The sequence below is a fragment of the Burkholderia sp. BCC1988 genome (genome assembly GCF_905339895.1).
Classification (GTDB): domain Bacteria; phylum Pseudomonadota; class Gammaproteobacteria; order Burkholderiales; family Burkholderiaceae; genus Burkholderia.
Genome location: NZ_CAJPHA010000005.1, coordinates 320274 through 344989, shown reverse-complemented (window position 1 = coordinate 344989; position 24716 = coordinate 320274). Strand labels below are relative to the sequence as shown.

The following is a 24716-nucleotide window of genomic DNA, read 5'->3' as shown; positions in this document are numbered from 1 at the left end:
CTCCGTCAGACGATGCCGAGCGACTTGCCGACGCGCACGAACGCGGCGACCGTCTGATCGATCTGTTCGGGCGTATGCGCGGCGCTCATCTGCGTACGGATGCGCGCGCGACCGCGCGGCACGACCGGGAACGAGAAGCCGATCACGTAGACGCCTTCGGCCAGCAGCTTGTCGGCCATGTTGGTCGCAAGCTGCGCGTCGCCGAGCATCACCGGGATGATCGGATGCGCGCCCGGCACGAGCGTGAAACCCGCGGCCGTCATCTGCTCGCGGAAACGCGCGCCGTTCTCGCGCACGCGTTCGCGCAGCTTCGCCCCTTCGTCGCTGCCGAGCAGTTCTAGCACCTTCAGCGACGCCGCGGCAATGCTCGGCGTCAGCGTGTTCGAGAACAGGTACGGGCGCGAACGCTGGCGCAGCAATTCGACGATCTCGCGGCGGGCCGCGACGTAGCCGCCCGATGCGCCGCCCAGCGCCTTGCCGAGCGTGCCGGTGATGATGTCGACGCGACCGTCGACGCCGCAGTGCTCGGGCGTACCGCGGCCATGCGCGCCGATGAAGCCGACCGCGTGCGAATCGTCGACCATCACGAGCGCGCCGTAACGATCGGCGAGGTCGCAGATGCCTTTCAGGTCGGCGATGATGCCGTCCATCGAGAACACGCCGTCGGTCGCGATCAGCTTGTGGCGCGCGCCCGCGGCGTCGGCTTCCTTCAGCTTCGCCTCGAGGTCGGACAGGTCGTTGTTCTTGTAGCGGAAACGCTTCGCCTTGCAGAGGCGGATGCCGTCGATGATGCTTGCGTGGTTCAGCTCGTCGCTGATCACCGCGTCGTTCTCGTCGAGCAGCGTCTCGAACAGGCCGCCGTTCGCATCGAAGCAGCTCGAATAGAGGATGCTGTCCTCGGTGCCGAGAAACGATGCCAGCGCGCTTTCGAGCTGCTTGTGCACGGTTTGCGTGCCGCAGATGAAGCGCACCGACGCCATGCCGAAGCCGTCCTGGTCGAGACCGGCCTGCGCCGCGGCGATCAGGCGCGGATCGTTCGCCAGACCGAGATAGTTGTTCGCGCAGAAATTCAGCACGCCGGCACCGCCGGCGAGCCGCACGGCCGCCGCCTGGGGACTCGCGATCTCGCGCTCGGTCTTGTAAAAACCGTCCGCGCGGATCTGGTCGAGCGTCCCGCGCACCTGGGCGAGAAAGGCATCACGCATCGCAAAGCTCCTGACAGGGATTCGCATCCCGTCGCGCGCCACTCGTGGCGGCAGCGCAACGGCCTGCTACTGTTATAGTCGGTCGTTCGGTTGACCGCATTTATCCGATATTCCGAACTAGAATTCGAAATACCGAACAACTCTAAGCGAACGGAAACCAAATGGCAAGTTCCTCCGCGTCGCGGCGCACGCCTGCCAGCGCCGCACCGCAAGCGCCGGGCGTGACGCCGCCGCGCGTCGGCGAGCAAATCCAGCGCCTGCGCAACGAGCGCAAGCTGACGCTCGACGACCTGTCGCGCGCGGCTGGCGTATCGAAGTCGATGCTCTCCGAGATCGAGCGCGACAAGGCCAATCCGACGATCGCAGTCGCATGGCGGCTCACGAATGCGCTCGGCATCACGCTCGACGAGCTGTTCTCTCAACCGAAAGCGCCGGAGACGATCCGCGTGGACGGCCCGCACGACATCCCGACGCTCGCCGGCCACGACGGCCGCTATCAATTGCGCGTATGGGGCCCGATCGACCTGGCCGGCAAGTTCGAGTGGTACGAACTGACGCTGCCGAGTGGCGGCGCGCTCGTATCGAACGCGCACGAACCCGGCACGCGCGAGCACCTCACCGTGCTGCAGGGCGCGATGGAAATCGAAGCCGCGGCGGCGAGCCGACGCCTGAAGGCGGGCGACACCGCGCGCTACCCGGCCGACACGCCGCATGCGATCCGCAACCCCGGCAAGGCCGAGGCACGCGCACTGCTGATCGTGATTCATCGCTGACGATGCGGGTAGCTGGCCGAAAGGCCAGTTGCGGAAGACACTGTATATTTGTACAGTATACGGACATTCCGCCATGCATGGCCGGGGCGGCGCACCGAGGCGCCGCGCCGGTCGACAGGAGCCTGCGATGACAGAAGAACAAGATTTGGCCGCGCTCAGCTTCAAGGCTGCCGCGCACGACCTCGAACTGATCGTTCGCCATATAGCCGGGCGCTACATCCGTCAGCGCGTCCCGCTGTCGTGGCGCCTGCTGCACGCGATCGAAGCCGAGGCGCTCGCCGATCTCGGTTTTGCCAGCCGGCACGAGGCCGGCATGCGTCAACTGTTCGAACGGCCGTCGGACATGACCTTTCCCGAAACGGACGATCCGATCGACTTCGGCCGATCGAACGCGCTGCCCGCCGTGTTCTCGTTCGCGGTCCTCGCGTATGAAGCCGCGGCCAAATCGCAGGAAGCGGCGCCCCGCGAGCGCGTTCACCGCCCGTCGAAGGCGTGGGGCGACTGACGTCAGGCCCCGAGCGTCCGACACGGTGGGCGGCTTCCGCATCCTGCTGTCCGCAACGTTGCGGAAAGGGCTACCATATACGCAACTAACGGAATAAATGACATGTCCCTTCCCACGCCCTCCGACACCCCGGCACGCCCGGAAGAAAAGGATCTGTTCGACCGCGGCGCGTCCGACTGGATCATCTCGCCCGAAGCCGCGTTCGACGCGTGGCTTGCCATGCAGGACTACCGCCGTTCGTCGGCCGACGTCTACCGCGCGCAATGGGGCGCCTTTCTTGCGTGGCTGCGTGCAAACCAGAAAAACCTGGCCACCGTCGATACCGCAACAATCGCGAACTTCGTCGGCGAGCTTCCGATCCGGAAAACGCAGCGAATGCGTTATTTGCGGCTGATCGAACGCGTGCTCGACCACATCCGGCGCACCGAGTTCGCGTCCACCAACCCGGCCCGCTTCATTGCTCAGGATGGCGAAGCGAACTGGCGTCAGGCACGCGACAACGAGCCAACCGGTTTCCTGACGCCCGCCGAACGCGCAAAGTTGCTGGCCTACCTGTTTTCGCCGATCGGCGTGTCGGGCTCCGCATACTGGAAAGAGCGGCGCGACCGCGCGCTCGTCGCCGCGTTTCTCGGCGCCGGCGTGAAGACCGGCGAAGCACGCGTGCTCACGATTAGTTGCATCGATACGAGCGGAACGTCGCTGCAGATCCCGTCGACGCATCCCGATTTCGCGCGCGAAACCCATCTGGCGTCGTTCGCGATCGCGTTGCTCGAAGCATGGCTCGTGGAGCGCAAGCGCCAGGAGATTCCCGGCGAGCTCGTGTTTCCCGCATCGCATGCCGGGCGGCCGATGCACAAGGCGACGATGCTGCGCGCGATCGACGCGATCGTCGAGTCCGCGGGGCTGACGTCGTCGCGCACCGCGCGCGCGAGTCCGCAAACGCTGCGCAATACCTATGCGGCCGAGCTGTTCGAACACGACGTACCGCCCGAGCGGGTCGGCAAATGGCTCGGCTTCGTGCGGCCGATCTCGTCGAACCGGCTGCACCGCGCGTGGAAAAACTGGCGTGACGATCTCGCGAATGGTGACGCTTCCGACCAGGACGAAACTCACTGATGCCGAACCGGCTGCTCACGCGACGTGATCCGTGAGCAGCCTTGTGTGGCGTAGCCTCACCATTTCGCGGCTCCCGAAAAACCTCACCTCACGCGTCCCGAATCACCTCACCTGTGCGATCGCTGTGCCGACCGGCGCGTCAATCGCGTGCAAAGCGTGCGACCGCTTCGAATCGTGAAGGCCAGGGCCCCGACGCATGTTCGCATTCGGGGCACGATACTTCGAACCCGTCGTCGCCGTGCGACAACTCCGGTTCGCCGTCGCAATGCGGGCACTGGGTCGGCACCGGAATTTCATGGTCCAGTGACGTCCCGATCGCGGAAAACGCATCGGCATCCAGCTGACCGGCATCGGCCAGGCGCCGGATCAGCGCGGAAATCTCCGGGTTCATCCCGCGGCTCGCGCGCAGCGTATTCACCTCGCGCGTCGCGCGCTCCAACTCGTCGCCCTGGCTGCGAAGCTGTTCCTCGAGCCGGTCCGCGCGGGCCTTGGTCGAACTCAGTTGCTGAAGGAAATCGAATTCCTTGCGTTGCACGTCGCGCAAACCGCTCTGATAGGTCGACGCCATGCTGCGCAGCGAGTCCAGCTCGACCAGCATCGGTTTGACGCGGCGCTCGGCTTCGGCCACCGCATCCTTGATCTGCTGCGCATAGTGTTCGGTGCGCTGTTGCAATTCGGCTTGCAGCGTGTCGATACGGTCGCGCAGCGCCGCGTTCTGCGTCTGTTCGGCATCGACGCGGCCGGCCATGGCGGCCAGTTCCTTTTCGAGTCGGGCGACTGTGGTGAGCAGCGTCGCCTCGTTTGCCGAACCGTGCGTCGATTGCGAGGCCAGTTGCACCTCGAGCTCGGTCACACGCGCCTGCAGCTGCTCGTTGCGGGCTTCGCTGCGCGTCAGCGCGCCTTCGAGGGTTTCCTGGCGAACCGTGGCGTCGCGCAGCCGCTGTTCCGCATCGGTCACGCCGGCGCGGATCTGCTCGCGGTCGACATCGAGACTTTCCCTGGCCGCTTTCAACGCCTCTTCATATAGCGCGCCGAGCAATGCGCCGGCCTTTTCCTCGACCGCTTTCGGAATCGCCGCACCGTCGAGCCGAACCTTCGACGCGGCACGGATCCGTTCCCAGAAATGATCGATGTCCTTCGGAATGTCGCTGGCACTGCCGGTCTGGGTCAGATCGCGGACATTGGCGGCCGACGGCCGGATGCCGAGATCGAAAAACAGGCGCTTGCAGGCATGCAGCGACAACTCCTGGCGGCGCGCGCCGCTCGCGCGTAGCGATTCGAGTTCTTCCCGGATGGCTTCACGTATTTCATCCAGCGTCATGGCAGGACTCACAGACATTGAAATGTTGTGATCATAACGGAACACGTATTTTTTGATACCTGTTTTTGTCGGCCGCGATGAATTTACGTCGCTGTGCACAGAAATCGGCGCTGTGAGCCGATCTGGATGAGCCAGCGTCCCGATTCCGTGAAACAAAGCGAAGAAAGCGAGCCAAGTACTTGTGCTGAAAGCGTTTTTTAGCAAGCCCCGAAAAAGGGCATTTGTTTCACATGATGGGCGTCACGCTCGCTGTCGGTGTTCAGGGGTTGGGGGTCTCTGTGGAAAACTCGACGACCGATGTCTTGAGAGTATTAGAAGTAAACACCCTTGAACCCTTAGTTAAAAACGTTAACGCCACGGCACAGCCTTATGTAGCAAGGCTTTCCGGCCGAGAAGGTGAAGTTTTACGGGAACCAAGGTGATCTTCTGCGGGAGCTGAAGTGATGGGGTTCGGGGATCTGCGTGAGCCGATGCAGGAAAGGTCGTGAGCGGATTCGGGATCACAGTGAAATGCGAGATTTCCCAAAGGTGAGGCTTTTCGGGGCTGCACAGCCATGGAACCCGCGCTGTGCCTGCGCGCACAGTTTTCTGCCTGTGCAGACATAGGTGAGAATTTGCGGGACCTTACTCGCGCCCCTATTCTGCCCATCTTTTGGGCAGTTTTCATGAAAGGTGAGGTTTCACGGGACTCCACAGGGATTTGCTGTGAGGATTTCCGGGAACCGACGGTCATTTTGCACAGCAAAAGTGCCCTGTGGGGCCTGTGAAGCCTGAAAGGTGAGGCTTTTCGGGAGCGAAATCCGGGTTTTCCTGCCCGGATCCCGTTGAGGTGAGCTTTTTCGGGACGTCGATCACAGGCTGCCGTTTGCCTGATAGGTGAGCCTTTTCGGGAGCGCCATTTGCTCGAAAATAGGGCAAAGGTGAGGCTTTTCGGGACCCATAACGGGGCGAATTCGCTGAAAAGCCCGCCGGGACTGGCAGGAATCTGATTTTTGCTGTGCCACTTTTTGGCACAGGTGAGAGTTTTCAGGAGTCGATACACAGCTGCCGCCGACGTTCGCCTGCCGCAAAGGTGAGGCTTTTCGGGGGACGATCGCCGGACACAGCGGAACGCCTGCTGCACATAAGTATCGGACGGCATTGACATTTTTGATACCGCGGCGGTTACGGTGAGGTTTTTCGGGAGCCGTATCCGCATCCGTTGGAGCGCCGCTTTTTTCAATAAGGTGAGGCTTTTCGGGAGGTCCTGGCTGGCGATCCCGCGTGTGCCGGGGACTCGTCTGGATCCGGGGCACAGAATTCCGAGCCGTTGAGGTGAGAATTTTCGGGACCGAACGGTTTCTGTGCGCTGTACAATGCGCGCCCGGGCCTGTGAATCGGCTTCGATGGCCTCGAGGCGCATCCTTTTTGGCGCGGTTTCCGGGTGCCGGGCGTGGTTGCGGTCGCCCCGGTCAGCCGCGCCTGTACATGCATACAGGCCGGTGCGGGCCTGTCCGCTCGATGTCGCGACGTCCAGTGGCGACCCTGTGACGAGGATCCGGAAGTGCAGTCGTAAAATTACGACAAATCGAAAGGTGAGCCGATACGGGAGCAAGTTTCGCACGTGTCGAGCACAGGCGAAAATCTGTGAATCCGCGCATCCCGCGACACGTCTGGACGAGTCCGAAACGCTGTAAATCCGGACCGGTGAGGGTTTTCGGGAGAGGGTTGGGGTGAGTGCCGTTTCACACGCGCACTTCACCCGCTATGGTGAGCATGTCGTTCTGGACGCACATCACCACAGGCGCTATCCTTCCGTGAAACTTCTCCTCCGACCCGACGCATGGCCACGAAGCGCGCCAAGAAAACCGATGTGGATGTGGTGAGTGCCAGTTCAGCCGAATTGCGTAAGGCCGTCGAGGCGATCGCAATTCAGCCGAAGAGCGGCAAGATCACGCTCCTGACCCGCAAGCTGTTCAACGTCCTGCTCGCCGTCGCGCAGCAGGCCGACGACTCCGGCGATACGTATCGCGCGCTGCTGTCGGATATCGTCGCCAACTCCGCCTTCGATTCGAACGACACCGCGCTGGTGAAGGAACACCTGCGCCGCATGGTGTCGGTCCAGGTTGAATGGAGCACGGGGACGTCGAGCCAGAAGCCGGGCCGCAAGTGGGGGATCTCGACGCTGATCGCCGATGCCGAAATTCTCGAGGATCCGGCTACCCGCCGCGTGTGGGTCGAATTCTCGTTCGCACCTAAGATCAAGAAGAAGTTGCTCGACCCGGTCCAGTACGCGCGTCTGAGCCTGCAGTTCCAGAGCCAGCTGCGCAGCAGCGCCGGTCTCGCGCTCTACGAGATCTGCGTGCGCTACCTGACGAACCCGAGCCACCTGACGATGCGCGAGCCGTGGGAATGGTGGCGGCCGATCCTGTCGGGCACGCCCGATACGGAAGCCGGCGACGAGGCGAAGCGCGAGTACAAGTACTTCAAGCGCGACTACCTGCGTCCGGCGATCGCCGAGGTCAATGCGGTCACCAACATCTTCGTCGAACTGATCGAACATCGCGAAGGGCGCCGGGTCGCGGAGATCCAGTTCCGCGTGACCGAGCGCAAGCAGCCGATGCTCGCGCTCGACGAGCATCCGAACGTGTTCGACAGCACGCTGGTCGACCGGATGGTGAAGCTCGGGATTCCGCTCAAGGAAGCGCAGACGCTCTACGCGGACAGCGAGGAAAACCGGATTCGCGCCGCGCTGCAGATGACCGAGCAGCGGATGCGCAGCACGACGCTGCCGCCGGTGCGCAGCGCGCCCGCGTTGTTCAAGGATGCGCTGAAGAAGGGTTATGCGCCGCCGGTCGAGTCCGTTGACGCGCTGCCGTCGGGCGCGCCTGCCGCGAAGGTCGTCGCGGCGCAGCCGGATGATCTGAAGGCGCGTCTGTTGAGCGAATTCGCGGCGTTCCGCCGCAAGGAAGCGAAGGTGCTGTACGAGGAGCAGGGCGACGCGGAGCGCGAAGTGGCGCGCGAGTCGTTCGAGTCGGAAGTGCTGCCGACGATGGGCTCGCACCTGCGTGACGACTGGCGCAAGCGCGGCCTCGATTCGAAGCTGGCCGAGACGGCGTTTTTCGACTGGCTGGCCCAGAAGACCTGGGGCGAGCCGACCGACGGCGACCTGCTGTCATTCACCCTGAATCAATCGCGGGCCGCCTGAGGCCTGTTCAGGCCCCTCTGACGGGCCGCCGCCGGCTGCCCGCCCAACCGGCGGGCCCGGCGCATCGCCAGGCCCTGCCGGCCGTTTCCATCAGTCCGACAACAGCATCCGCTCGAGCTGCTCGAGGATCGCGTCGCGCTTGTCCTTCGGGAGGCCGCGCAGGCGCAGTTCGATGCGGTCTTCGCCATACGACTTCAGGTCGCCGACCGACTTGCCGCCGAGCTTGATCTCGAGACGCTGCGCATAGCGCTGGCGGCCCGCCGGCTTCGGCGTTTCCTGCGCCGCGACGCGGCCCTTGACGATGTCCGACACCTGACGCGTGCTGAGATCGTCGGACACGATCTTGTTGATCAGGCGCAGCGTCGCCTCGGTGCCGCGCGCGTTGTGATAACGGCCGACCTGATACGCCATGTTCGAACCGAAACGATCGGGGCGCGCGACCATCTCCTGCATCACGCTTTCCGGCAGCTTGCCGATCGACAGCGCGACCGCGACCGTCGACTCGTCGAGGCCGAGATGCTCGGACAGTTCCTTCTGACTCAGGAAGTGCTTGTCGTCGAGGAAGCGGCGCCACACGACGGCGTTGTCGAACACCGTCTGCGAATCGCGTTGCACGTTCAGGTCGTAGCCGAGCTTGTAGCTCTGGATCCCGATCGGCACGTCGATCACGATCGCCTTTACCGACTCCTTGTTCGCTTCCTTCAGCGCGCGCACGCGGCGGCCGCCGTCGCTGACGAAATACGAGCCCGGATTGTCGTAGTCCGGAATCACGTGGATCGCCTGCTGCTGCCCCTGCTTCGCGAGGTTGACCGCGAGTTCGGCAATCGACGACTTCAGATAGAAGTGCCGCGGGTTGAACGGGCTATGCTTGATCGCCTTCAACGGCAGTTCGATTACCTGGCCGGGCGCATAGCGGTTCTCGAGGCGCCACGCGCGATATTGCGGCGACTCGTCGATCGACGGATCGAGCAGGACGTCCGGAGACGGTGGCGGCGTGATGTCCTTCTTGGCGGACTTCGTCGGGGCCGGCGTGGCCGTCTCGGATTTGACGATGCCGTCGATGGCATTCAGCCGATCAAGCGCCGTGCGCTTCTCGCTCGTCGTGATATCCGGGCGCGCTTGGAATCCTTTTGCAAATTGGGAGGGTTTCATGTGACTCCTTTATGCGCATAAAGTCAGGGCAGCATGGCGACGATTTCGTCGGCACATGCGCGAATTTCCGCGGCGGCCAGCTTGGCGCCGCGATCGTTCATCTGCAGCACGGTCTGACCGAGCGCCATTGCCTGCTTGTACGCTTCCCGGGTCGGGATTTGCGTCTTCAGCAACGGGAAGCCGAGCTCCTCGAGCGCACGCTTGAGCTCGCGGGTCAGCATGCGCTTCTCTTCGGTCTTGTTCAGCAGGAAGACGGCACGGAGGTCTTCGTTCATCACCTGCGCCTGCTGGATCAGCTTCACCAGCCCGACGCTCGACCAGTAATCGGCCGGCGACGACGAAGTCGGGATCACGGCGATCGATGCGGCCAGCAGCACGACGCCGGAGACTTTCTCGGTGATCGACGGCGGGCAATCGACGACGATGATGTCGTAGTCGTTGATGAACTTCTTGATCTCGCGATGGATCTGGCCGCCGGCTTCGGCGAGATTGACGACCGGGAACGGGATGCCGGCGTCGCTGTCACCGGATGCGCTCGACCAGTGAATCAGTGTGTTTTGACCGTCGGCGTCGATGACGAGGACGCGCTTCCCTTTCTCATGGAATGCCGCGCCGAGGTGCATGGCAATCGTGCTTTTGCCGACGCCACCTTTTTGTTGAGTGACTGCAATGATTTCCGCGGCCAATTTTCACTCCTGTTTTTGGTCGTTGGAATTCTACAGGACGATATTTATATTTCAATGAAATTGTCGTTTGCCAACTACGCGTTAGCCATTCGGGCTATCGGTTTATGCGCATAAACGAATGGGGACGCTGGCTGGCTGGAGCGGATGGCGGCGAGATTGCTGCGGTGGATGATGAGCCGATGGATCGTCGTGACGACAGGCGTTTCTGCCCCCTCGTTCGAGAAGCTGATCGGCGCAATGTGTTGGCGCCTGCCCTCTCGATAGCCGAACGCGCGGGGCCTTGGTGACGGAGGAGTTTGTGCGCATAAACTTCGGCGGTGCAGGAGAGCATCTGCGAGTCGGCGTCCTCGCTTGAGCACGAGCCTGGATGACGAACGCGGCGCGACTCAGGCCGGCGCGATACTCGCGCCGTGTGCCGTGTGCCGTGCGCAGCGTGCAGCGTGCAGCGTGCAGCGTGCAGCGTGCAGCGTGCAGCGGTGAAGCGGTGAAGCGGTGAAGCGGTGAAGCGCTGGCCGCCCCCAGCGTTTATGCGCATAAACCATCGAGAGGCTCGGCAGCGATCGGCGGCCCCACGTCGGCAAGCGCGCATCAATATGCCCCGAGACAACGCCCCGGATGGACGCAATCGCGTATCGCCCCGCTGATCGTTCGAGGCATCGAAGTGTCCGGGCCAGTCGCGATATCAGTGGACCTCCCCACCTCGCGAAGCGACAGCTTTATGCGCATAAACTCGGCGACGGATAAAACCAAAACCGTACGGTGGCCCTCGCGTGAGAACCTGCAACACGCCGTAGCGGTGCGTCGTCGTTCATCGGCGCTCGCCACCGCAGACGTCCTTGGCGATTGCCCGTGCAACGCACTTTATGCGCATAAAGGCATCACGCGCTCTGCACGCTCGTCGGCGCGAACGATTCCTCCCCGCACGCCGCACCGTACTCCAACTCCCCTTTCGCCCGCGCGCCGGTCCCCGCCGAAACGCACGCAACCAGACTGGCTACAATACGTGCCTTTCCTATCCAGGTCCGAATGATGATCACGATCTACCACAACCCCCGCTGCTCGAAGTCCCGCGAGACGCTCGCACTGGTCGAGACGTTGAACACCGCCGGCACGCAGGTGAATGTCGTCGAGTATCTGAAGACGCCGCCGACGGTCGAGGAACTGGAAGCGTTGCATCGTCAGCTCGGGCGCCCGGTGCGCGACATGCTTCGCGACGGCGAAGAGCCGTACAAGACGCTGGATCTGGCCCGTGCGAGTCTGACCGACGCGGAGGCCTATGAAGCGATTGCGGCTCATCCTATTCTGCTGCAGCGTCCGATCGTCGTGTATCGAGGCAAGGCGGCCATCGGTCGTCCGCCCGAGTCGGTGCGCGCGCTGTTCGAATAATTGTTGTTCGGCGTATTTTTCTTATCGCATCGTCCCGGCGCGAGCGCGCCGGGAATAAGCGGCTGAATTCGCGGGCCGCAACCGACCACCGTGGCTACGCTGCCGATGGTCATCAAATGAGCCGCGCGTCGCGGAAATCACGAGACGCATCGGATCGACCGGTTGAATTCGAGTAGCACAACCGTCCACCGTGGCTGCCCTGCCAGCAGTCATCGATGGAACCACTCGTAGCAGCAATCACGAGACGCGTCGGATCGCTCGACTGAATTCGAATATCACAACCGTCCACCGTGGCTACGCTCCCAGCCGTCATCAAATGAACCGCTCGTAGCAGAAATCACAAGGCAGCAACTCAGCCCTGCCCGTCGCCCGACGACTCATCCCGATCGCCACCCGCTTCATCACCCGTCCCCCGCCCTGCCGCCGCATGCGCTGCCGTCCGCAGCAGCGCGATCTGCCCGCGATACACGCGGCATCCGCTGCAAGTCGGCAGATGCACATGCACCTGCATGCGCTCATGAAGCGTCAAGGACCGGTCGAGCGCATCCGACAGCAGTCGCGTCACGTCCCTACATTTCCCCGGCAGCATCTTCGGTCGTCATTCCTTTTTCGCTGAGGCAGGTGCGCAGGCGCGTGCGCGCCCGATACAGCAACACGCTGCAATGATTCGTCGTCAACGTCAGTTCGCTGCAGATGTCGGCAATCTCGACGTCGAGGAATTCGCGCATCATGAACACGCGCCCGATGTGTTCCGGCAAGTGGTCGAGGCAGACCTGGAACAGCATCCAGAACTGCTGTTGCTGCAATAGCGTTTCGGGGCGCGGCCACGGCCGCGGCTTCGTGTGCGGCGCCCAATGCCCGTTTTCCTTGAAGAGTTCGCGATCGAGCGCGGATTCGCCGTCGAGTTCCGCATCGAGCGCGGACAGGCTCACCGTCCGCTGCCGCGCGCGCAGGATGTCGACCAGCTTGTTGCGCAGGATGCCGAACACCCAGGTCTTGTGGGCGGACCGTCCCGCGAACTCTCCCGCGTGCGACCACGCGGCGGTCAGCGCTTCCTGCACGGCATCCTCGGCCGCATCGGTGTCGCGGAGCTGGAGTCGCGCGAAGCGCAGCAGGTCGCGCCGCAGTTGCGCGAGATAGGCGGGGTCGTCGTACGCGGACAGCATGGCAGGTCGGGAGCCTTACGAAGCGAAAGCGCTCGCGTGCGCGCCACCGGGCGGGCGCATCGCGGTGTGCGAGCAGCTTACTGGGCGAGACGCTGCGCTGCAACGCATGTTCCGTCGCGAATTCACGAAGCCGGCTGGCGCGCTGCGCTATGCTTGCCGAAGCTGGCGTCGCGCGCCGCGAAATCGCGACGCGGGCGGTCTGTAACATCAGACCATAACGGTCAAGTTATCCACAATTTCTGTGGAAAACCTTGTGGAAAGTCGGCCGGCCGGCCCCGTGGGACGGCTCGCGGGCTGGCTTGCCTATAAACAGACCTTTGTCGCCTGTCCAGAATCAATCGACCCGATTCCTTACTCACCGGAAGGAGAAAGCCATGTCCTATCGTGTTGCAGTCGTCGTCGGCAGCCTGCGTCGCGGTTCCTGGAACCGCGCGCTCGCGCAAGCCGTGATCTCGCTCGCCCCCGCCGATTTCTCGTTCGAATTCGTCGAGATCGGCGAACTGCCGCTCTACAGCCAGGACTACGACGCGGACTTTCCGGAAGTCGCGAAGCGCTTCAAGCAGTCGATCGAGGCGGCCGACGCGCTGCTGTTCGTGACGCCCGAGTACAACCGCTCGATCCCGGGCGTGCTGAAGAACGCGCTCGACTGGGGCTCGCGCCCGTGGGGGCACAACTCGTGGTCCGGCAAGCCGGGTGCGGTACTCGGCACGTCACCGGGTGCGACCGGTACCGCGCTCGCGCAGCAGCACCTGCGCAACGTGCTTGCGTATCTCGACGTGAAGACGCTCGGCCAGCCGGAAATGTTCATCAAGCACGACCCGGCGCGTATCGACGACGAGGGCCAGATCGTCAGCGAAGACACCCGCAAGTTCCTGCAGGGTTTCGTCGACCGCTACGTCGACTGGGTGCGCGTGCTGAAGGCGGCCTGATCGCCGTTTCCTTGCCGCCGCCGGCACCGGCCCGCATGCCGCGGGTCAGGCGCCGGCGTGCCGTGCGTCGCGCGCTTCGCGGATGCCGAGCAGGATCTCGTCGAGCAGCGCGATGTCGAACGGCTTCGACAGCACGCGCACGTCGACGGTACGCGTGCGGTCGAGTTCCTCCGCGTAACCCGTGACGAGGATCACGGGCAGCTTCCCCGGCCGCTTGTCGATCGCTTCGGCGAGATCGATGCCGTTCAGGCGGCCCGGCATGTGGATATCCGAGATCACCAGGTCGAATGCGTCGTTCGCGGCCGCGCCCTCGATCAGGCGCAGTGCGTCGTCGGCGGTGGGCGCATAGGTGACGCGGTGCCCGAGCAGCGTGAGCAGCGCCTCGGTGCCGGCCGCGACTTCGCTGTTGTCCTCGACCAGCAGCACGTGCAGGCCGGCAAGCCCGCCCGCGTCGTGCACGGCGGCCTGCGGTCGCGCGACGATGTCCTCGACGCGTGCGCGCGGCAGGTAGAGGCGCACCGAGGTCCCGGCGCCGACCGCGCTGTCGATCGTCGCGAGTCCGCCCGAGCGCTCGCAGAACGCGAACACCTGCGGCAGCCCGAGCCCCGTTCCCATCCCCTGCGCCTTCGTCGTGAAGAGCGGCTCGAACGCGCGCGCGAGCACGTCGGGCGGCATGCCCGAGCCCGTATCGTCGAGCGAGATCTGCACGAAGTCGCCGGTCAGCGGAAAGCCGTCCTCGCGGCGCAGCGTCACGTTGCGCGCGCCGACCGTGAAGCGGCCGCCGACCGTCATCGCATCGCGCGCGTTGACGGCGAGATTGATCACCGCGAGCTCGAGCTCCGCGACATCGACCCGGATCGGCCATACGCCGGGCTCGATCGCGACGACCAGCAGCGATTTCGAACCGAGCGACGTCTTCAGCAGTTCGCGGCACGTGCCGAGCCATTGACCGACGTCGATCGTCTCGCTGTGCAGCGGCTGCTTGCGCGCGACGCCGAGCAGCTGGCGCGTGAGCGACTGGCCGTTCTTCAGCGCGCGTTCGATCGCGCCGAGTTCCTTGTCGAGATGCTGGACGCCGCGTCGCCGCGCGATCTGCACGTTGCTCGAGATGATCATCAGCAGGTTGTTGAAGTCGTGCGCGACGCTGCCGACCAGGTTGCCGAGCGCCTGCATCTTGCGCGACTGCCGGTACGCCGATTCGATCGAGCGCCGCATCGACGCTTCGGCCTGCCAGCGGTCCCAGGCCTCCTCTTCCGCCTTCAGCCGCTTCAGCGACAGCCAGATCACCGACCACAGCGCGATCGACGGCGCGAACATCGAGATGAACAGCACGCTCAGGTGTTCGTACCATTCACGCCAGATCGCCGACGTGCGGTACGCGCAGGTCACGTACACGGGGTAGCTGCCGACCTGGCGGTACGCGACGATCTCGCTGCTGGCGCCGTCGTGGCGCACCCGCACGACGCCCGCGCGCGGATCGCTTTGCGCGTTGCCGAAGGTGGCCGTGAGATCGGTGTGCGCGAGCGACGGCGGCGGCGGATACGACGCGATCACCGCGCCGTCGGAACGCGCGAGCGCCATCGTCATCGGGGTGGCCGCGCCGCCGAGCAGGTCGCGGTAGAACGCGTTGAAATACGACGACTTAAGCGCGATCGACACCATGCCGGCGAACGAACCGTCGCTATGGCGTCGCGCGACGCCCGTGTTGAACACGGGGATGTTCTCGAGCTTGAGCGGCCCCATCATCAGCTTCGAGATGTGTTCGATCACGCGGCCGTCGCGGATGCCGGCGAAGTCGTCGCGGTTCGCGATCGACGCATAGGGCGCCGGATAGTAGAGGCTGTTGGCGAGCAGCATCCCGCTCGCACCGAAGATCGACACCGCGGCCACCTGCGGATAGCCGCCGCCGATCGTATTCAGCGCTTCGTGGATGTCGGATTCGTGGCGGCGCACGGTGGCGTCGTCCATGTCCTGCACGAGGTCGACGATGCGCGCATCGAGCGTCTCGCTCAGGTCGAACACCTTGAGCGCATGTTCCTCGGCGACGCGCACGGTACGCATCGTCACGTCGCTCGCCGCGGCTTCGCGGGCCTTCAGGTCGTTGTACGCCATGACCGACACGTAGATGCACGGCAGCACGATCGCCGCGACCAGCAGCACGATCAGCGTCACGCGCCGGACCGCGAAATCGTGCTCGGGCGCGCCGGACGCATAGTTGCCGTCGTCCTGCCAGTCGTCGGCGGGCGGTGCGGTGTGCGTGCGGGAGTCGGCGGGACGTTCGGACGTCATCGAAGAAAGCGGGTGAAGCGGAGGTGTTCCATCATAAACGAGTTGCGCACGTGCGCCGTACCGCCGCACCGATGTGCAACCTGGTGATTCCGACAGGGGCACGGTGAAAGTTTGAAAACGCTATGAATCCGGCAGCGCAAACGTACACAAAGAAAAATTTTGCGTGCTTATCTCGGAAATGGTCGCGGCTGTTTTCAGAATGCAGGGCGAATGAATCGATTTTGTTCGAAATGGTGAAAATGGCGAGTTGCACCGCCTTCGGTTTACTCAGAGAATCGCGCCTTGCTTTCCCCATGACAGATATATGCGCCCGCCGGCGTTTGCGGCGCGGTGTGTCGCGTGCCTCGCGCCGCGGCGCCCGCGCGCGGCCGCACGGCGGTGGCCGCGCTTGATCGCATGGCGCCTAAAGAAGCGCGCCGCGCGGTCGTTAACGCGAGAGAGACCATTCCGTATACCGCTTCGCCGCCATGCCTTTGCCGATCGTGATCGCCGACGACTCCTTGCTCGCTCGCAAACTTCTGACAAAGGCACTCCCGGGGGACTGGGACGTCGACGTCGCGTATGCGGCGAATGGTCGTGAGGCCCTGGCGCTCTATCGTGACGGCAAGGCTTCCGTGATGTTTCTGGACCTGACGATGCCCGACATGAACGGCTATCAGGTGCTCGAGACACTGCGCCACGAAGACCTGAACACGTTCGTGATCGTGGTATCCGCCGATATCCAGCCGCAGGCGCAAGCACGCGTGCGCGAGTTGGGTGCGATCGCATTCGTTGCCAAGCCCGTGACGTCGGAGGCGTTGCTGCCCATTCTCAAGGAGTATGGGTTGTATGCCTGAATCGGTGTTCACGGCGGAGCAACGCGACGCGTTGCAGGAAATCGCCAACCTCGCGATGGGCCGTGCCGCCGCACGGCTTGCGCTGCTGCTCGGGCACTTCATCGAGCTGTCGGTACCGCGCGTGCGCGTCGTGAAGGCCGCCGATGCGGGCGACGCGCTGCGCGAGATGACGGGCATCCACGAGAACGTGACGGCCGTGCGCCAGGGATTCCGTTCCGACATCAAGGGCGAGGCGATCGTGCTGTGCCGCAGCGCGGGCGTCGCGCGGCTCATGTCGCTGATGGAGCGCACGTTCGGCGACGGCGTGTATGCCGGCATGGCCACGCAGGACGAACTCGTGTTCGATGTCTCGAACGTGCTGATGAGCGCATGCGTCGCGTCGATCCTCGACGAGCTCGGCCGCAAGCCCGTGTTTTTCCCGCCGGGGCTGCTCGGCGCGAACGTGTCGTTCGACGACGTGTTCCAGCCGACCGCGCTGGCCTGGAGCGTCGCGCTGCTGCTCGAAGTGAACTTCGGTCTCGAGGATCACGCGTTTCGCGCACATTTCGTGATGCTGATGGCCGAGGACTCGATCCGGCTGATGGGCGAAGCGCTCGACGCGTTGCTGTCCGCGCTATGAACGCGACCCCCGCCGCCACCGCCACTGCCGCGTCGCTGAGCGACCTCGTGATCGAACGGGTGGGCTTCGGCCTGTTCGTGCTCGACCGCGCGATGACCGTGCTGATGTGGAATCGCTTCATGCAGGACCACAGCGGCATCCCGGCCGCCGAGGTGATCGGTCGCAACCTGTTCGACTGCTTTCCGGCGCTGCCGCGCGCGTGGCTCGAGCGCAAGCTCGAGAGCGTGTTCCAGCTCGGCAGCTTCGCGTTCAGCTCTTGGGAGCAGCGGCCCTACCTGTTCCGCTTCGAGCACGACCGGCCGATCACGGGCGGCGTCGACTACATGCAGCAGGATTGCACGTTCATGCCGCTCACGCGCGGCCGCGAAGTGGAGGCCGTGTGCGTGACGATCTCGGACGTCACGCACGTGAGCGTGATGCAGCGCGAGCGCGAGGAGGCGGTCGCGAAGCTGCGCGAGCATGCGAATCTCGACGGCCTCACCGGCATCGCGAACCGGCGCTTCTTCGAGGCGCGGCTCAGTGACGAGTTCGCGCGCTGGCAGCGCTACGGCGGCGACCTGTCGGTGCTGCTGTTCGACCTCGACCACTTCAAGACGATCAACGACCGGTTCGGGCATGCGGCCGGCGATGCGGTATTGCGCGAGACGGCGCGCCGCGTCGCGTCGATCGTGCGCGCGCAGGATACGTTCGGCCGTTTCGGCGGCGAGGAATTCGCGCTGCTGCTGCCGTGCACGAATCTCGACGAAGCGATGCGGGTAGCGGACAAGGTGCGCTACGCGATCGGCAGCACGCCAGTCGACGCGGAAGGCGTCAGCGTGCCGGTGACGGCGAGCGTCGGCGGCGCGTGCGCGACGGCCGGCGCGCTGGCGTGCGACGTGCTCGTCAACGAGGCCGATACCGCGCTCTATCGCGCGAAGCGGCTCGGGCGCGACCGGTCGATCGCATACGCGTAAGCGCGGCGCGGCCGCAGCGCGGTTACCTGCGGCGTACCGCACACCGCACACCGCACACCGCGCGTGCCGCGCCTCCGTCAGCTTTTCGCGATATCCGCCAGCACGCCGGCCAGCACGGCCGGCTGCGACACGAACGGCGAATGGCTGCTGTCGAGCTGGTGCACGTGCGTCGGCTTGCCGGGCACGAACGCGTCGGCTTCGTCGATGAAGCGCTGCTGCAGCGCGGGCAGGATCACGCGATCGGCCAGGCACTTGATGTAATGACGATCGATCGCGCCCCAGCGTGCGACGGTCGTCGGGATCGCGGTCGCGAACGGCGCGGCCGGCACGTCGCAGGTCATCAGGTTCGCCACCGCCTCGAAGTCGGCCTGCGGCACGTCGTCATACAGTGCGCGCTTCACGAGCCCGCGATACGCGGCATCGCCGCTGTGCGGATCGATCCGCAGCGCGCCCGCGACGCGCGGGCTCGCGAGCATCAGCGGGCCCAGCATTTCGCCCTTGTTCTCGGGTGCGCGCACGTAGTCGAGGCCCGGCACGCCCGACGCGGGCATGAACGCCGCGAGATAGACGATCTTCGCGATCTTCTCCGGCGCACGCTCCGCCGCGGCCGTGATCGCGAGGCCGCCCATGCTGTGCCCGACGAGCACGACCTTGCCGCGGCCGAGCGCATACGCGTCGTCGACGGCCTGCATCACCTGCGTCGCGTAATCGTCGAGCGTGGTGTTCGCGACCGGCGACGGCTCGGCGCCGAAGGCGTCCTTGTCGAGCGGCCGTTCGAGATAGGATGCGGGAAAGTGGGCGTTGATGCCGTGCGCGGGCAGGTCGCGCGCGATCGACAGGTAGCCGCGCGCGGCCAGCGCGGCCGCGACGTGCGCGTAGCACCACGCACCGTGCCACGCGCCGTGCACCAGCACGAAAACGGGATGGTCGGATGGCGCGGTGGCGGTTACGTTCGTCTCCATGGTGTCCGTGTGTTTTTTCGAGAAAGATGTTCATCTTAGACGAAGCCGCGTGGACGAAGCTGCGCGCCCCGGCATGAACGCACGGCCCGAGCGTGCACGGGCTCGCACCGGCTGTCGGGATGCGGCGCTTTTGTCTCGTACAGGCCACATTTCGTCTCGATCTGATTTGAATTTGCGCCGAAGCGCGCTAATTTGACGCTTTGCTCCCGATTGCGCCCCATGAACGTCGATTACCTCTTCTACCGGCGGCCGGACAAACCCGGCCCCTATTCCCTCGACGACCTGGGCGAGACCGCGCCGCCGATCGGCCCGAGCGACATGGTGCGCGCGGGGATCGCGCGCGTGTTCGAGCAGATCGACTGGCAGGAATCGCCCGACGTGCCGGGCGCGTGGTTCGGCACCGGCGGCCCGTCGTTCCAGTTCACGGCGGAGCCCGACGGGCGCGTGACGAGCTTCATGGGCTCGCGGCTCGAACGCCGCTCGATGCTGCAGCTGACCCGCGAAATGGGGCTCATCGCGCTCGACCTGCAGCGCGACATCGTCTACGGCTGACGAGCGGCGCGGTGCCGCTCCCCGCCGCGGCCGGCCATGCCGGCCCGCCAGGCCCCGCGCGGCCCGCCGGGCGCGGCGGTGTCCGCCATCGAACGTCAAAGATTGCTATACTTTCGCCCAATTCCGGCTTCCGGCCGGTAATTTGTGCCTGTCTGCGTCGATCGTTCGCATATCTCGCACGCATTTGACGCCCTGACCAACCCAGCCGGGCATGGCTTCTTCAATCGCCCCGCGTGGGTGTCTCCGTGGAGCTCGTCTTGGCCGTTTCCAATCTCGTCGTGGACGAACAAGAAACCGACGCCGCTGCCGTCACATCGGGCAGTTCTTTCTATCTGGCGATGCGCATCCTGCCGGCGGTGCAGCGCGATGCGATGTTCCAGGTCTACGCATTCTGCCGTGCGGTCGACGACATCGCCGACAGCGACCTGCCGCGCGCCGAGCGCAACGCGGGCCTCGATCGCTGGCGCGCGGACATCGACGCGTGCTTCGCCGGCCAGCCGCCGCGCCATCTGGTCGCGCTCGAGCGCGAGATCCGCGCGTTCGACCTGAAGCGCGAGGACTTCCACGCGATGATCGACGGGATGGCGATGGACGCCGCCGAGGACATCTGCGCGCCGGACGAACCGACGCTCGACCTGTTCTGCGATCGCGTGGCGAGCGCGGCCGGCCGGCTGTCGGTGAGGATTTTCGGGATCCCGGAGGCGGCAGGCATCAAGCTGTCGCATCACCTCGGCCGCGCGCTGCAGCTGACGAACATCCTGCGCGACATCGACGACGACGCGGCGATCAACCGCTGCTACCTGCCGCGCGAGCTGCTCGCGCGCGAAGGCATCGCGATCACCGATCCGGCGACGATCGTGCGCGACCCGGCGCTGCCGCGCGTGTGCGCGACGCTCGTCGAGCGCGCGCTCGAGCACTTCCGCGAAGCGGACGCCGTGATGGATACGTGCACGCGTGCGCAGGTGAAGGCGCCGCGCATCATGTCGGGCGCGTATCGCTGCATCCTGGAGGCCGCGATCGCGCGCGGCTTCGCCGCCCCGCGCGCGCCGCTGCGCAAGCCGAAGGCGCGCATGCTGATGATCGCCGCGCGCTACGCGCTGTTCTGAGCCGATGCCCAGAACCGTCCACGTGATCGGTGCAGGACTCGCGGGCCTGTCGGCCGCCGTCGAGCTGCAACGCCGCGGGCGGCGCATCGTGCTGCACGACGCGCATGCGCATGCGGGCGGCCGCTGCCGCTCTTGGTTCGACGGCGTGCTGAACACGACGCTCGACAGCGGGCTGCATCAGGTTTTCGCGGGGCAATCCGCGACCCAGCGCTACCTGCGCGCGATCGGCGCGGCCGATCGGCTCACGGGGCCCGCGCTGCCTGAATGTCCGGTGGTCGACGTCGCGTCGCAGCAGCGCTGGACGCTGCGTTTCGGCAACGGGCGCTGGCCGTCGTGGCTGTTCGACGCCGCATCGCGCGCGCCGGGCACCACGCCGCTCGATTATCTTGCGCTGGCCTCGCTCGCGTTCGCGCGCACCGGCCGCTCACTCGCACAGACGATGCGCTGCGACGGCGTGCTGTGGGACCGTTGGCTGCGGCCGTATTTCCTCGGGGTTCTGAACGTCGAGCCGCGCCACGCGAGCGCCGAACTCGCGCGCGCGGCGCTGTGCGGCACGTTTGCCGCGGGCGGCCCCGGATGGCGCCCGCTCGTCGCGCGCCACGGGCTCGGCAGCGCATTCGTCGAACCGGCGCTGCGGATGCTGCAGCACGGCGGCGCGCAGATCCGGCTGAACTCGCGGCTCGATGCGTTCGAATTCGGCGCGCACGGCAACGCGGTCGATGCGGTCGCGATCGGCGGCGAGCGCGTCGATCTCGCACCGGGCGACGCGGTCGTGCTGGCCGTGCCGCCCGAGGTCGCGCAGCCGCTCGTCCCGGATCTCACCGCGCCCGACACGTTCAGTGCGGTCGTGACCGCGTATTTCGCGGTCGATACACCGGCCGACGGCCCGCTGCAGACGACCGTCGTCAACGGCGTCGTCGACGCGGTGCGCACCGGCGGCGGTCCGCTCGCGGCGACCATCCGCGACGCGGGCCGCTGGCTCGACATGCCGCGCGATGCGCTCGCGCGGCGCATCTGGGAAGACGTCGCGCGCGTGACCGGCGCGAACCCGGAAACCATGCCCGCGTGGCAGCTCGTGGTCGAGCCGCGCGCGGGGTTTGCGGCGGTGCCGTCGCAGGAAATGAAACGTCCGGCCGTGCGTACGCGCTGGACCAATCTCGTGCTGGCGGGCGACTGGATTGCCACCGGCTTGCCCGCCACGATCGAGGGCGCGATCCGTTCCGGCCAGCTGGCCGCGGACGTGCTCCAGACACAGTAAGCAACAGAGGGACCGATGAACGATCTCACCGAAATGGCCACCCTGTCCGCCGGCACCGTGCCGGCCGGGCTCGACGCGGCCGTCGCCGGCGCGACCGACGCGCTGCTGGCCGCGCAGAACGCGGACGGACACTGGGTCTACGAACTCGAGGCCGATTCGACGATTCCCGCCGAATACGTGCTGCTCGTCCACTATCTCGGCGAGACGCCGAACCTCGAGCTCGAACGGAAGATCGGCAAGTATCTGCGCCGCATCCAGCAGGCCGACGGCGGCTGGCCGCTGTTCACCGACGGCGCGCCGAACATCAGCGCGAGCGTGAAGGCGTATTTCGCGCTGAAGGTGATCGGCGACGACGAGAACGCCGAGCACATGCAGCGTGCGCGCCGTGCGATCCACGCGATGGGCGGCGCCGAGATGTCGAACGTGTTCACGCGCATCCAGCTCGCGCTGTACGGTGCGATTCCGTGGCGCGCGGTGCCGATGATGCCGGTCGAGATCATGCTGCTGCCGCAGTGGTTCCCGTTCCACCTGTCGAAGGTGTCGTACTGGGCGCGGACCGTGATCGTGCCGCTGCTGGTGCTGAACGCGAAGCGCCCGATCGCGAAGAACCCGCGCGGCGTGCGCATCGACGAGCTGTTCATCGACCCGCCCGTCAACGCCGGCCTGCTGCCGCGCCAGGGCCACCAGAGCCCCGGCTGGTTCGCGTTCTTCCGCGTGGTCGATCATGCGCTGCGCGCCGTCGACGGCCTGTTCCCGAACTACACGCGCGAACGCGCGATCCGCCAGGCCGTGTCGTTCGTCGACGAGCGCCTGAACGGCGAGGACGGTCTCGGCGCGATCTATCCGGCGATGGCCAACGCGGTGATGATGTACGACGTGCTCGGCTATGCGGAAGATCATCCGAACCGCGCGATCGCGCGCAAGGCGCTCGAGAAGCTGCTCGTCATGCACGAGGACGAAGCGTATTGCCAGCCGTGCCTGTCGCCGGTGTGGGACACGTCGCTCGCCGCGCATGCGCTGCTCGAGACCGGTGACGCGCGTGCCGAGGAAGCCGTGCTGCGCGGCCTCGACTGGCTGCGCCCGCTGCAGATCCTCGACGTGCGCGGCGACTGGATCTCGCGCCGCCCGCACGTGCGTCCCGGCGGCTGGGCGTTCCAGTACGCGAACGCGCACTACCCTGACGTCGACGACACGGCTGTGGTCGTGATGGCGATGGACCGCGCGCAGAAGCTCAGGCAGACGGACACGTATCGCGACTCGATGGCGCGCGCGCGCGAATGGGTCGTCGGCATGCAGAGCAGCGACGGCGGCTGGGGCGCGTTCGAACCGGAAAACACGCAGTACTACCTGAACAACATTCCGTTCTCCGATCACGGTGCGCTGCTCGATCCGCCGACCGCCGACGTGTCGGGCCGCTGCCTGTCGATGCTGTCGCAGCTCGGCGAGACGCCGCTGAACAGCGAGCCGGCCCGTCGCGCGCTCGACTACATGCTGAAGGAGCAGGAGCCGGACGGCAGCTGGTACGGCCGCTGGGGGATGAACTACGTGTACGGCACGTGGACGGCCCTGTGCTCGCTGAACGCGGCCGGCCTGACGCCGGACGATCCGCGCATGAAGCGCGGCGCGCAGTGGCTGCTGTCGATCCAGAACAAGGACGGCGGCTGGGGCGAGGACGGCGACAGCTACAAGCTGAATTACCGCGGTTTCGAGCAGGCGCCGAGCACCGCGTCGCAGACGGCCTGGGCGTTGCTCGGCCTGATGGCGGCCGGCGAGGTGAACAACCCGGCCGTTGCACGCGGCATCGACTACCTGATCGCTCAGCAGAACGAAGAAGGCCTGTGGGACGAAACGCGCTTCACGGCAACCGGCTTCCCGCGCGTGTTCTATCTGCGCTATCACGGCTATCGCAAGTTCTTCCCGCTGTGGGCGCTCGCGCGCTATCGCAACCTGAAGCGCGCCAACGTGACGCGCGTGACGGTCGGGATGTAACGCGTGGCGCCGACGCAGCACAACGGCACGTTGCCCGTCATCGCCGTCACGGGGATGGCGTTCGAGGCGCGCATCGCGCGCGGTCAGGGCGTCGAGGCCGTGTTCGCCGCGCGCGCCGACCGCCTCGAGCGCGCGCTGGCCGAGGCGACCGCGCGCGGTTGCGCGGGCATCGTGAGCTTCGGCACGGCGGGCGGGCTCGCGCCCGATCTCGCGCCCGGCGCGCTCGTGATCGCCGATGCGATCGACGGGCCGTTCGGCCGCGTGCAGACCGATCCGGGCTGGAGCGCGCGGCTCGTCGCCGCGCTGCACGACACGCCGGTATGGGCGCGCGTCACGCGCGGCACAATGGCGGCGGTCGGCGCGCCGGTCGTCAGCGAACAGGAAAAGACGTCGCTGCATCGCGCGAAGGGCGCGCTCGCCGTCGACATGGAATCGCATATCGCCGCGGCCTTCGCCGCGTCGCGCGGCGTACCGTTCGCGGTGTGCCGCGCGATCGTCGACCCGGCGTGGCGCACGCTGCCGCGCGCGGCGACGGCCGGCCTGCGCGACGACGGCAGCACGGCCATCCTGCCGATCCTGCGCGAACTGCTGAAGCAGCCGTCGCAGCTCGGCCCGCTGCTGCAGGTCGCGGGCGACGCGCGTGCGGCACGCACGACGCTGATCCAGGCGCGGCACGCATTCGAGCGTGCGGGCGCGATGCGGATCGTCTGAGCGGCGTTCGCCGCT

Annotated in this window: 22 protein-coding genes; 14 read left to right on the top strand and 8 right to left on the bottom strand. The window is 65.8% G+C overall.

The window, feature by feature from the left end:
* Positions 1-5 precede the first annotated feature (5 nt).
* Positions 6-1205 (bottom strand): glycine C-acetyltransferase, encoded by a 1200-nt coding sequence (locus tag U4012_RS09845; RefSeq protein ID WP_124485968.1) that lies wholly within the window; start codon positions 1203-1205, stop codon positions 6-8.
* A 161-nt stretch (positions 1206-1366) separates the two neighbouring features.
* Here U4012_RS09845 and U4012_RS09840 point away from each other — a divergent pair, with 161 nt between their 5' ends.
* From U4012_RS09840 to U4012_RS09830, 3 genes are all read left to right on the top strand, one after another.
* The gene (locus tag U4012_RS09840; RefSeq protein WP_321798109.1) at positions 1367-1978 is read left to right on the top strand and encodes an XRE family transcriptional regulator; all 612 of its coding nucleotides are present in this window, start codon (positions 1367-1369) and stop codon (positions 1976-1978) included.
* 127 nt (positions 1979-2105) lie between these two features.
* Complete coding sequence (locus U4012_RS09835; protein ID WP_124485970.1) at positions 2106-2483, top strand: DUF2471 family protein; 378 nt, start codon at positions 2106-2108, stop codon at positions 2481-2483.
* 102 nt (positions 2484-2585) lie between these two features.
* On the top strand, positions 2586-3599 hold the full coding sequence (locus tag U4012_RS09830; protein ID WP_044848758.1) for a tyrosine-type recombinase/integrase: 1014 nt from the start codon (positions 2586-2588) through the stop codon (positions 3597-3599).
* 139 nt (positions 3600-3738) lie between these two features.
* On the opposite strand, the gene U4012_RS09825 is transcribed toward U4012_RS09830, so the two are convergent.
* A complete protein-coding gene (locus U4012_RS09825) occupies positions 3739-4920 on the bottom strand; it encodes a DNA-binding protein (RefSeq protein ID WP_257772845.1) in 1182 nt (393 codons plus the stop codon).
* A gap of 1822 nt (positions 4921-6742) precedes the next feature.
* On the opposite strand from U4012_RS09825, the gene U4012_RS09820 reads away from it, so the two are divergent.
* Complete coding sequence (locus tag U4012_RS09820) at positions 6743-8107, top strand: replication initiation protein (protein ID WP_044848760.1); 1365 nt, start codon at positions 6743-6745, stop codon at positions 8105-8107.
* A gap of 90 nt (positions 8108-8197) precedes the next feature.
* Here the strand turns inward: U4012_RS09820 and U4012_RS09815 are convergent, their stop codons facing one another.
* Together U4012_RS09815 and parA are read right to left on the bottom strand one after the other, a co-directional pair.
* Positions 8198-9259 carry a ParB/RepB/Spo0J family partition protein gene (locus U4012_RS09815; RefSeq protein ID WP_044848761.1) on the bottom strand — a complete coding sequence of 354 codons (1062 nt, stop codon included), beginning with the start codon at positions 9257-9259 and terminating at the stop codon, positions 8198-8200.
* Positions 9260-9282: 23 nt separating this feature from the next.
* A complete protein-coding gene (gene parA / locus U4012_RS09810; RefSeq protein ID WP_006751663.1) occupies positions 9283-9945 on the bottom strand; it encodes a ParA family partition ATPase in 663 nt (220 codons plus the stop codon).
* Positions 9946-10974: 1029 nt separating this feature from the next.
* On the opposite strand from parA, the gene arsC reads away from it, so the two are divergent.
* A complete protein-coding gene (arsC, locus tag U4012_RS09805; RefSeq protein WP_044848770.1) occupies positions 10975-11331 on the top strand; it encodes an arsenate reductase (glutaredoxin) in 357 nt (118 codons plus the stop codon).
* Between the two features lie 352 nt (positions 11332-11683).
* Here arsC and U4012_RS09800 read toward each other — a convergent pair whose 3' ends face one another.
* Both U4012_RS09800 and U4012_RS09795 read right to left on the bottom strand, forming a co-directional pair.
* The gene (locus U4012_RS09800; RefSeq protein WP_124666278.1) at positions 11684-11920 is read right to left on the bottom strand and encodes a zf-HC2 domain-containing protein; all 237 of its coding nucleotides are present in this window, start codon (positions 11918-11920) and stop codon (positions 11684-11686) included.
* Positions 11901-12497 carry an RNA polymerase factor sigma-70 gene (locus tag U4012_RS09795; RefSeq protein ID WP_321798104.1) on the bottom strand — a complete coding sequence of 199 codons (597 nt, stop codon included), beginning with the start codon at positions 12495-12497 and terminating at the stop codon, positions 11901-11903. The genes U4012_RS09800 and U4012_RS09795 overlap by 20 nt, the downstream gene beginning before the upstream one ends.
* 374 nt (positions 12498-12871) lie before the next feature.
* On the opposite strand from U4012_RS09795, the gene U4012_RS09790 reads away from it, so the two are divergent.
* Positions 12872-13426: an NADPH-dependent FMN reductase gene (locus U4012_RS09790; protein ID WP_044848764.1), complete on the top strand. Its 555-nt coding sequence runs from the start codon at positions 12872-12874 to the stop codon at positions 13424-13426.
* Between the two features lie 45 nt (positions 13427-13471).
* Here the strand turns inward: U4012_RS09790 and U4012_RS09785 are convergent, their stop codons facing one another.
* Positions 13472-15715 carry a hybrid sensor histidine kinase/response regulator gene (locus U4012_RS09785; RefSeq protein ID WP_044848765.1) on the bottom strand — a complete coding sequence of 748 codons (2244 nt, stop codon included), beginning with the start codon at positions 15713-15715 and terminating at the stop codon, positions 13472-13474.
* A 467-nt stretch (positions 15716-16182) separates the two neighbouring features.
* Here U4012_RS09785 and U4012_RS09780 point away from each other — a divergent pair, with 467 nt between their 5' ends.
* Genes U4012_RS09780 through U4012_RS09770 form a run of 3 tightly spaced genes read left to right on the top strand, consistent with a single transcriptional unit; the run spans position 16183 to position 18123 of the window.
* Positions 16183-16551 carry a response regulator gene (locus U4012_RS09780; protein WP_040138947.1) on the top strand — a complete coding sequence of 123 codons (369 nt, stop codon included), beginning with the start codon at positions 16183-16185 and terminating at the stop codon, positions 16549-16551.
* Positions 16544-17170 (top strand): chemotaxis protein CheC, encoded by a 627-nt coding sequence (locus U4012_RS09775; RefSeq protein WP_124520174.1) that lies wholly within the window; start codon positions 16544-16546, stop codon positions 17168-17170. The genes U4012_RS09780 and U4012_RS09775 overlap by 8 nt, the downstream gene beginning before the upstream one ends.
* Complete coding sequence (locus U4012_RS09770; RefSeq protein ID WP_124485978.1) at positions 17167-18123, top strand: diguanylate cyclase; 957 nt, start codon at positions 17167-17169, stop codon at positions 18121-18123. Before U4012_RS09775 ends, U4012_RS09770 begins: the two co-directional genes overlap by 4 nt.
* A gap of 77 nt (positions 18124-18200) precedes the next feature.
* Here U4012_RS09770 and U4012_RS09765 read toward each other — a convergent pair whose 3' ends face one another.
* Positions 18201-19085 (bottom strand): alpha/beta fold hydrolase, encoded by an 885-nt coding sequence (locus tag U4012_RS09765; protein ID WP_124520170.1) that lies wholly within the window; start codon positions 19083-19085, stop codon positions 18201-18203.
* Positions 19086-19304: 219 nt separating this feature from the next.
* Between U4012_RS09765 and U4012_RS09760 the strand changes: the two genes are divergently transcribed.
* From U4012_RS09760 to U4012_RS09740, 5 genes are all read left to right on the top strand, one after another.
* Entirely contained in the window at positions 19305-19637 is a 333-nt protein-coding gene (locus U4012_RS09760) for a hypothetical protein (RefSeq protein ID WP_044848863.1), read from the top strand.
* A gap of 257 nt (positions 19638-19894) precedes the next feature.
* Positions 19895-20743, top strand: coding sequence for a presqualene diphosphate synthase HpnD (gene hpnD / locus U4012_RS09755; RefSeq protein ID WP_044848864.1), 849 nt, complete (start codon positions 19895-19897; stop codon positions 20741-20743).
* A 4-nt stretch (positions 20744-20747) separates the two neighbouring features.
* On the top strand, positions 20748-22001 hold the full coding sequence (hpnE, locus tag U4012_RS09750) for a hydroxysqualene dehydroxylase HpnE (protein ID WP_044848865.1): 1254 nt from the start codon (positions 20748-20750) through the stop codon (positions 21999-22001).
* A 15-nt stretch (positions 22002-22016) separates the two neighbouring features.
* Entirely contained in the window at positions 22017-23990 is a 1974-nt protein-coding gene (shc, locus tag U4012_RS09745; RefSeq protein WP_321798093.1) for a squalene--hopene cyclase, read from the top strand.
* A 3-nt stretch (positions 23991-23993) separates the two neighbouring features.
* On the top strand, positions 23994-24701 hold the full coding sequence (locus U4012_RS09740) for a phosphorylase (RefSeq protein WP_082088758.1): 708 nt from the start codon (positions 23994-23996) through the stop codon (positions 24699-24701).
* Positions 24702-24716: the final 15 nt, after the last annotated feature.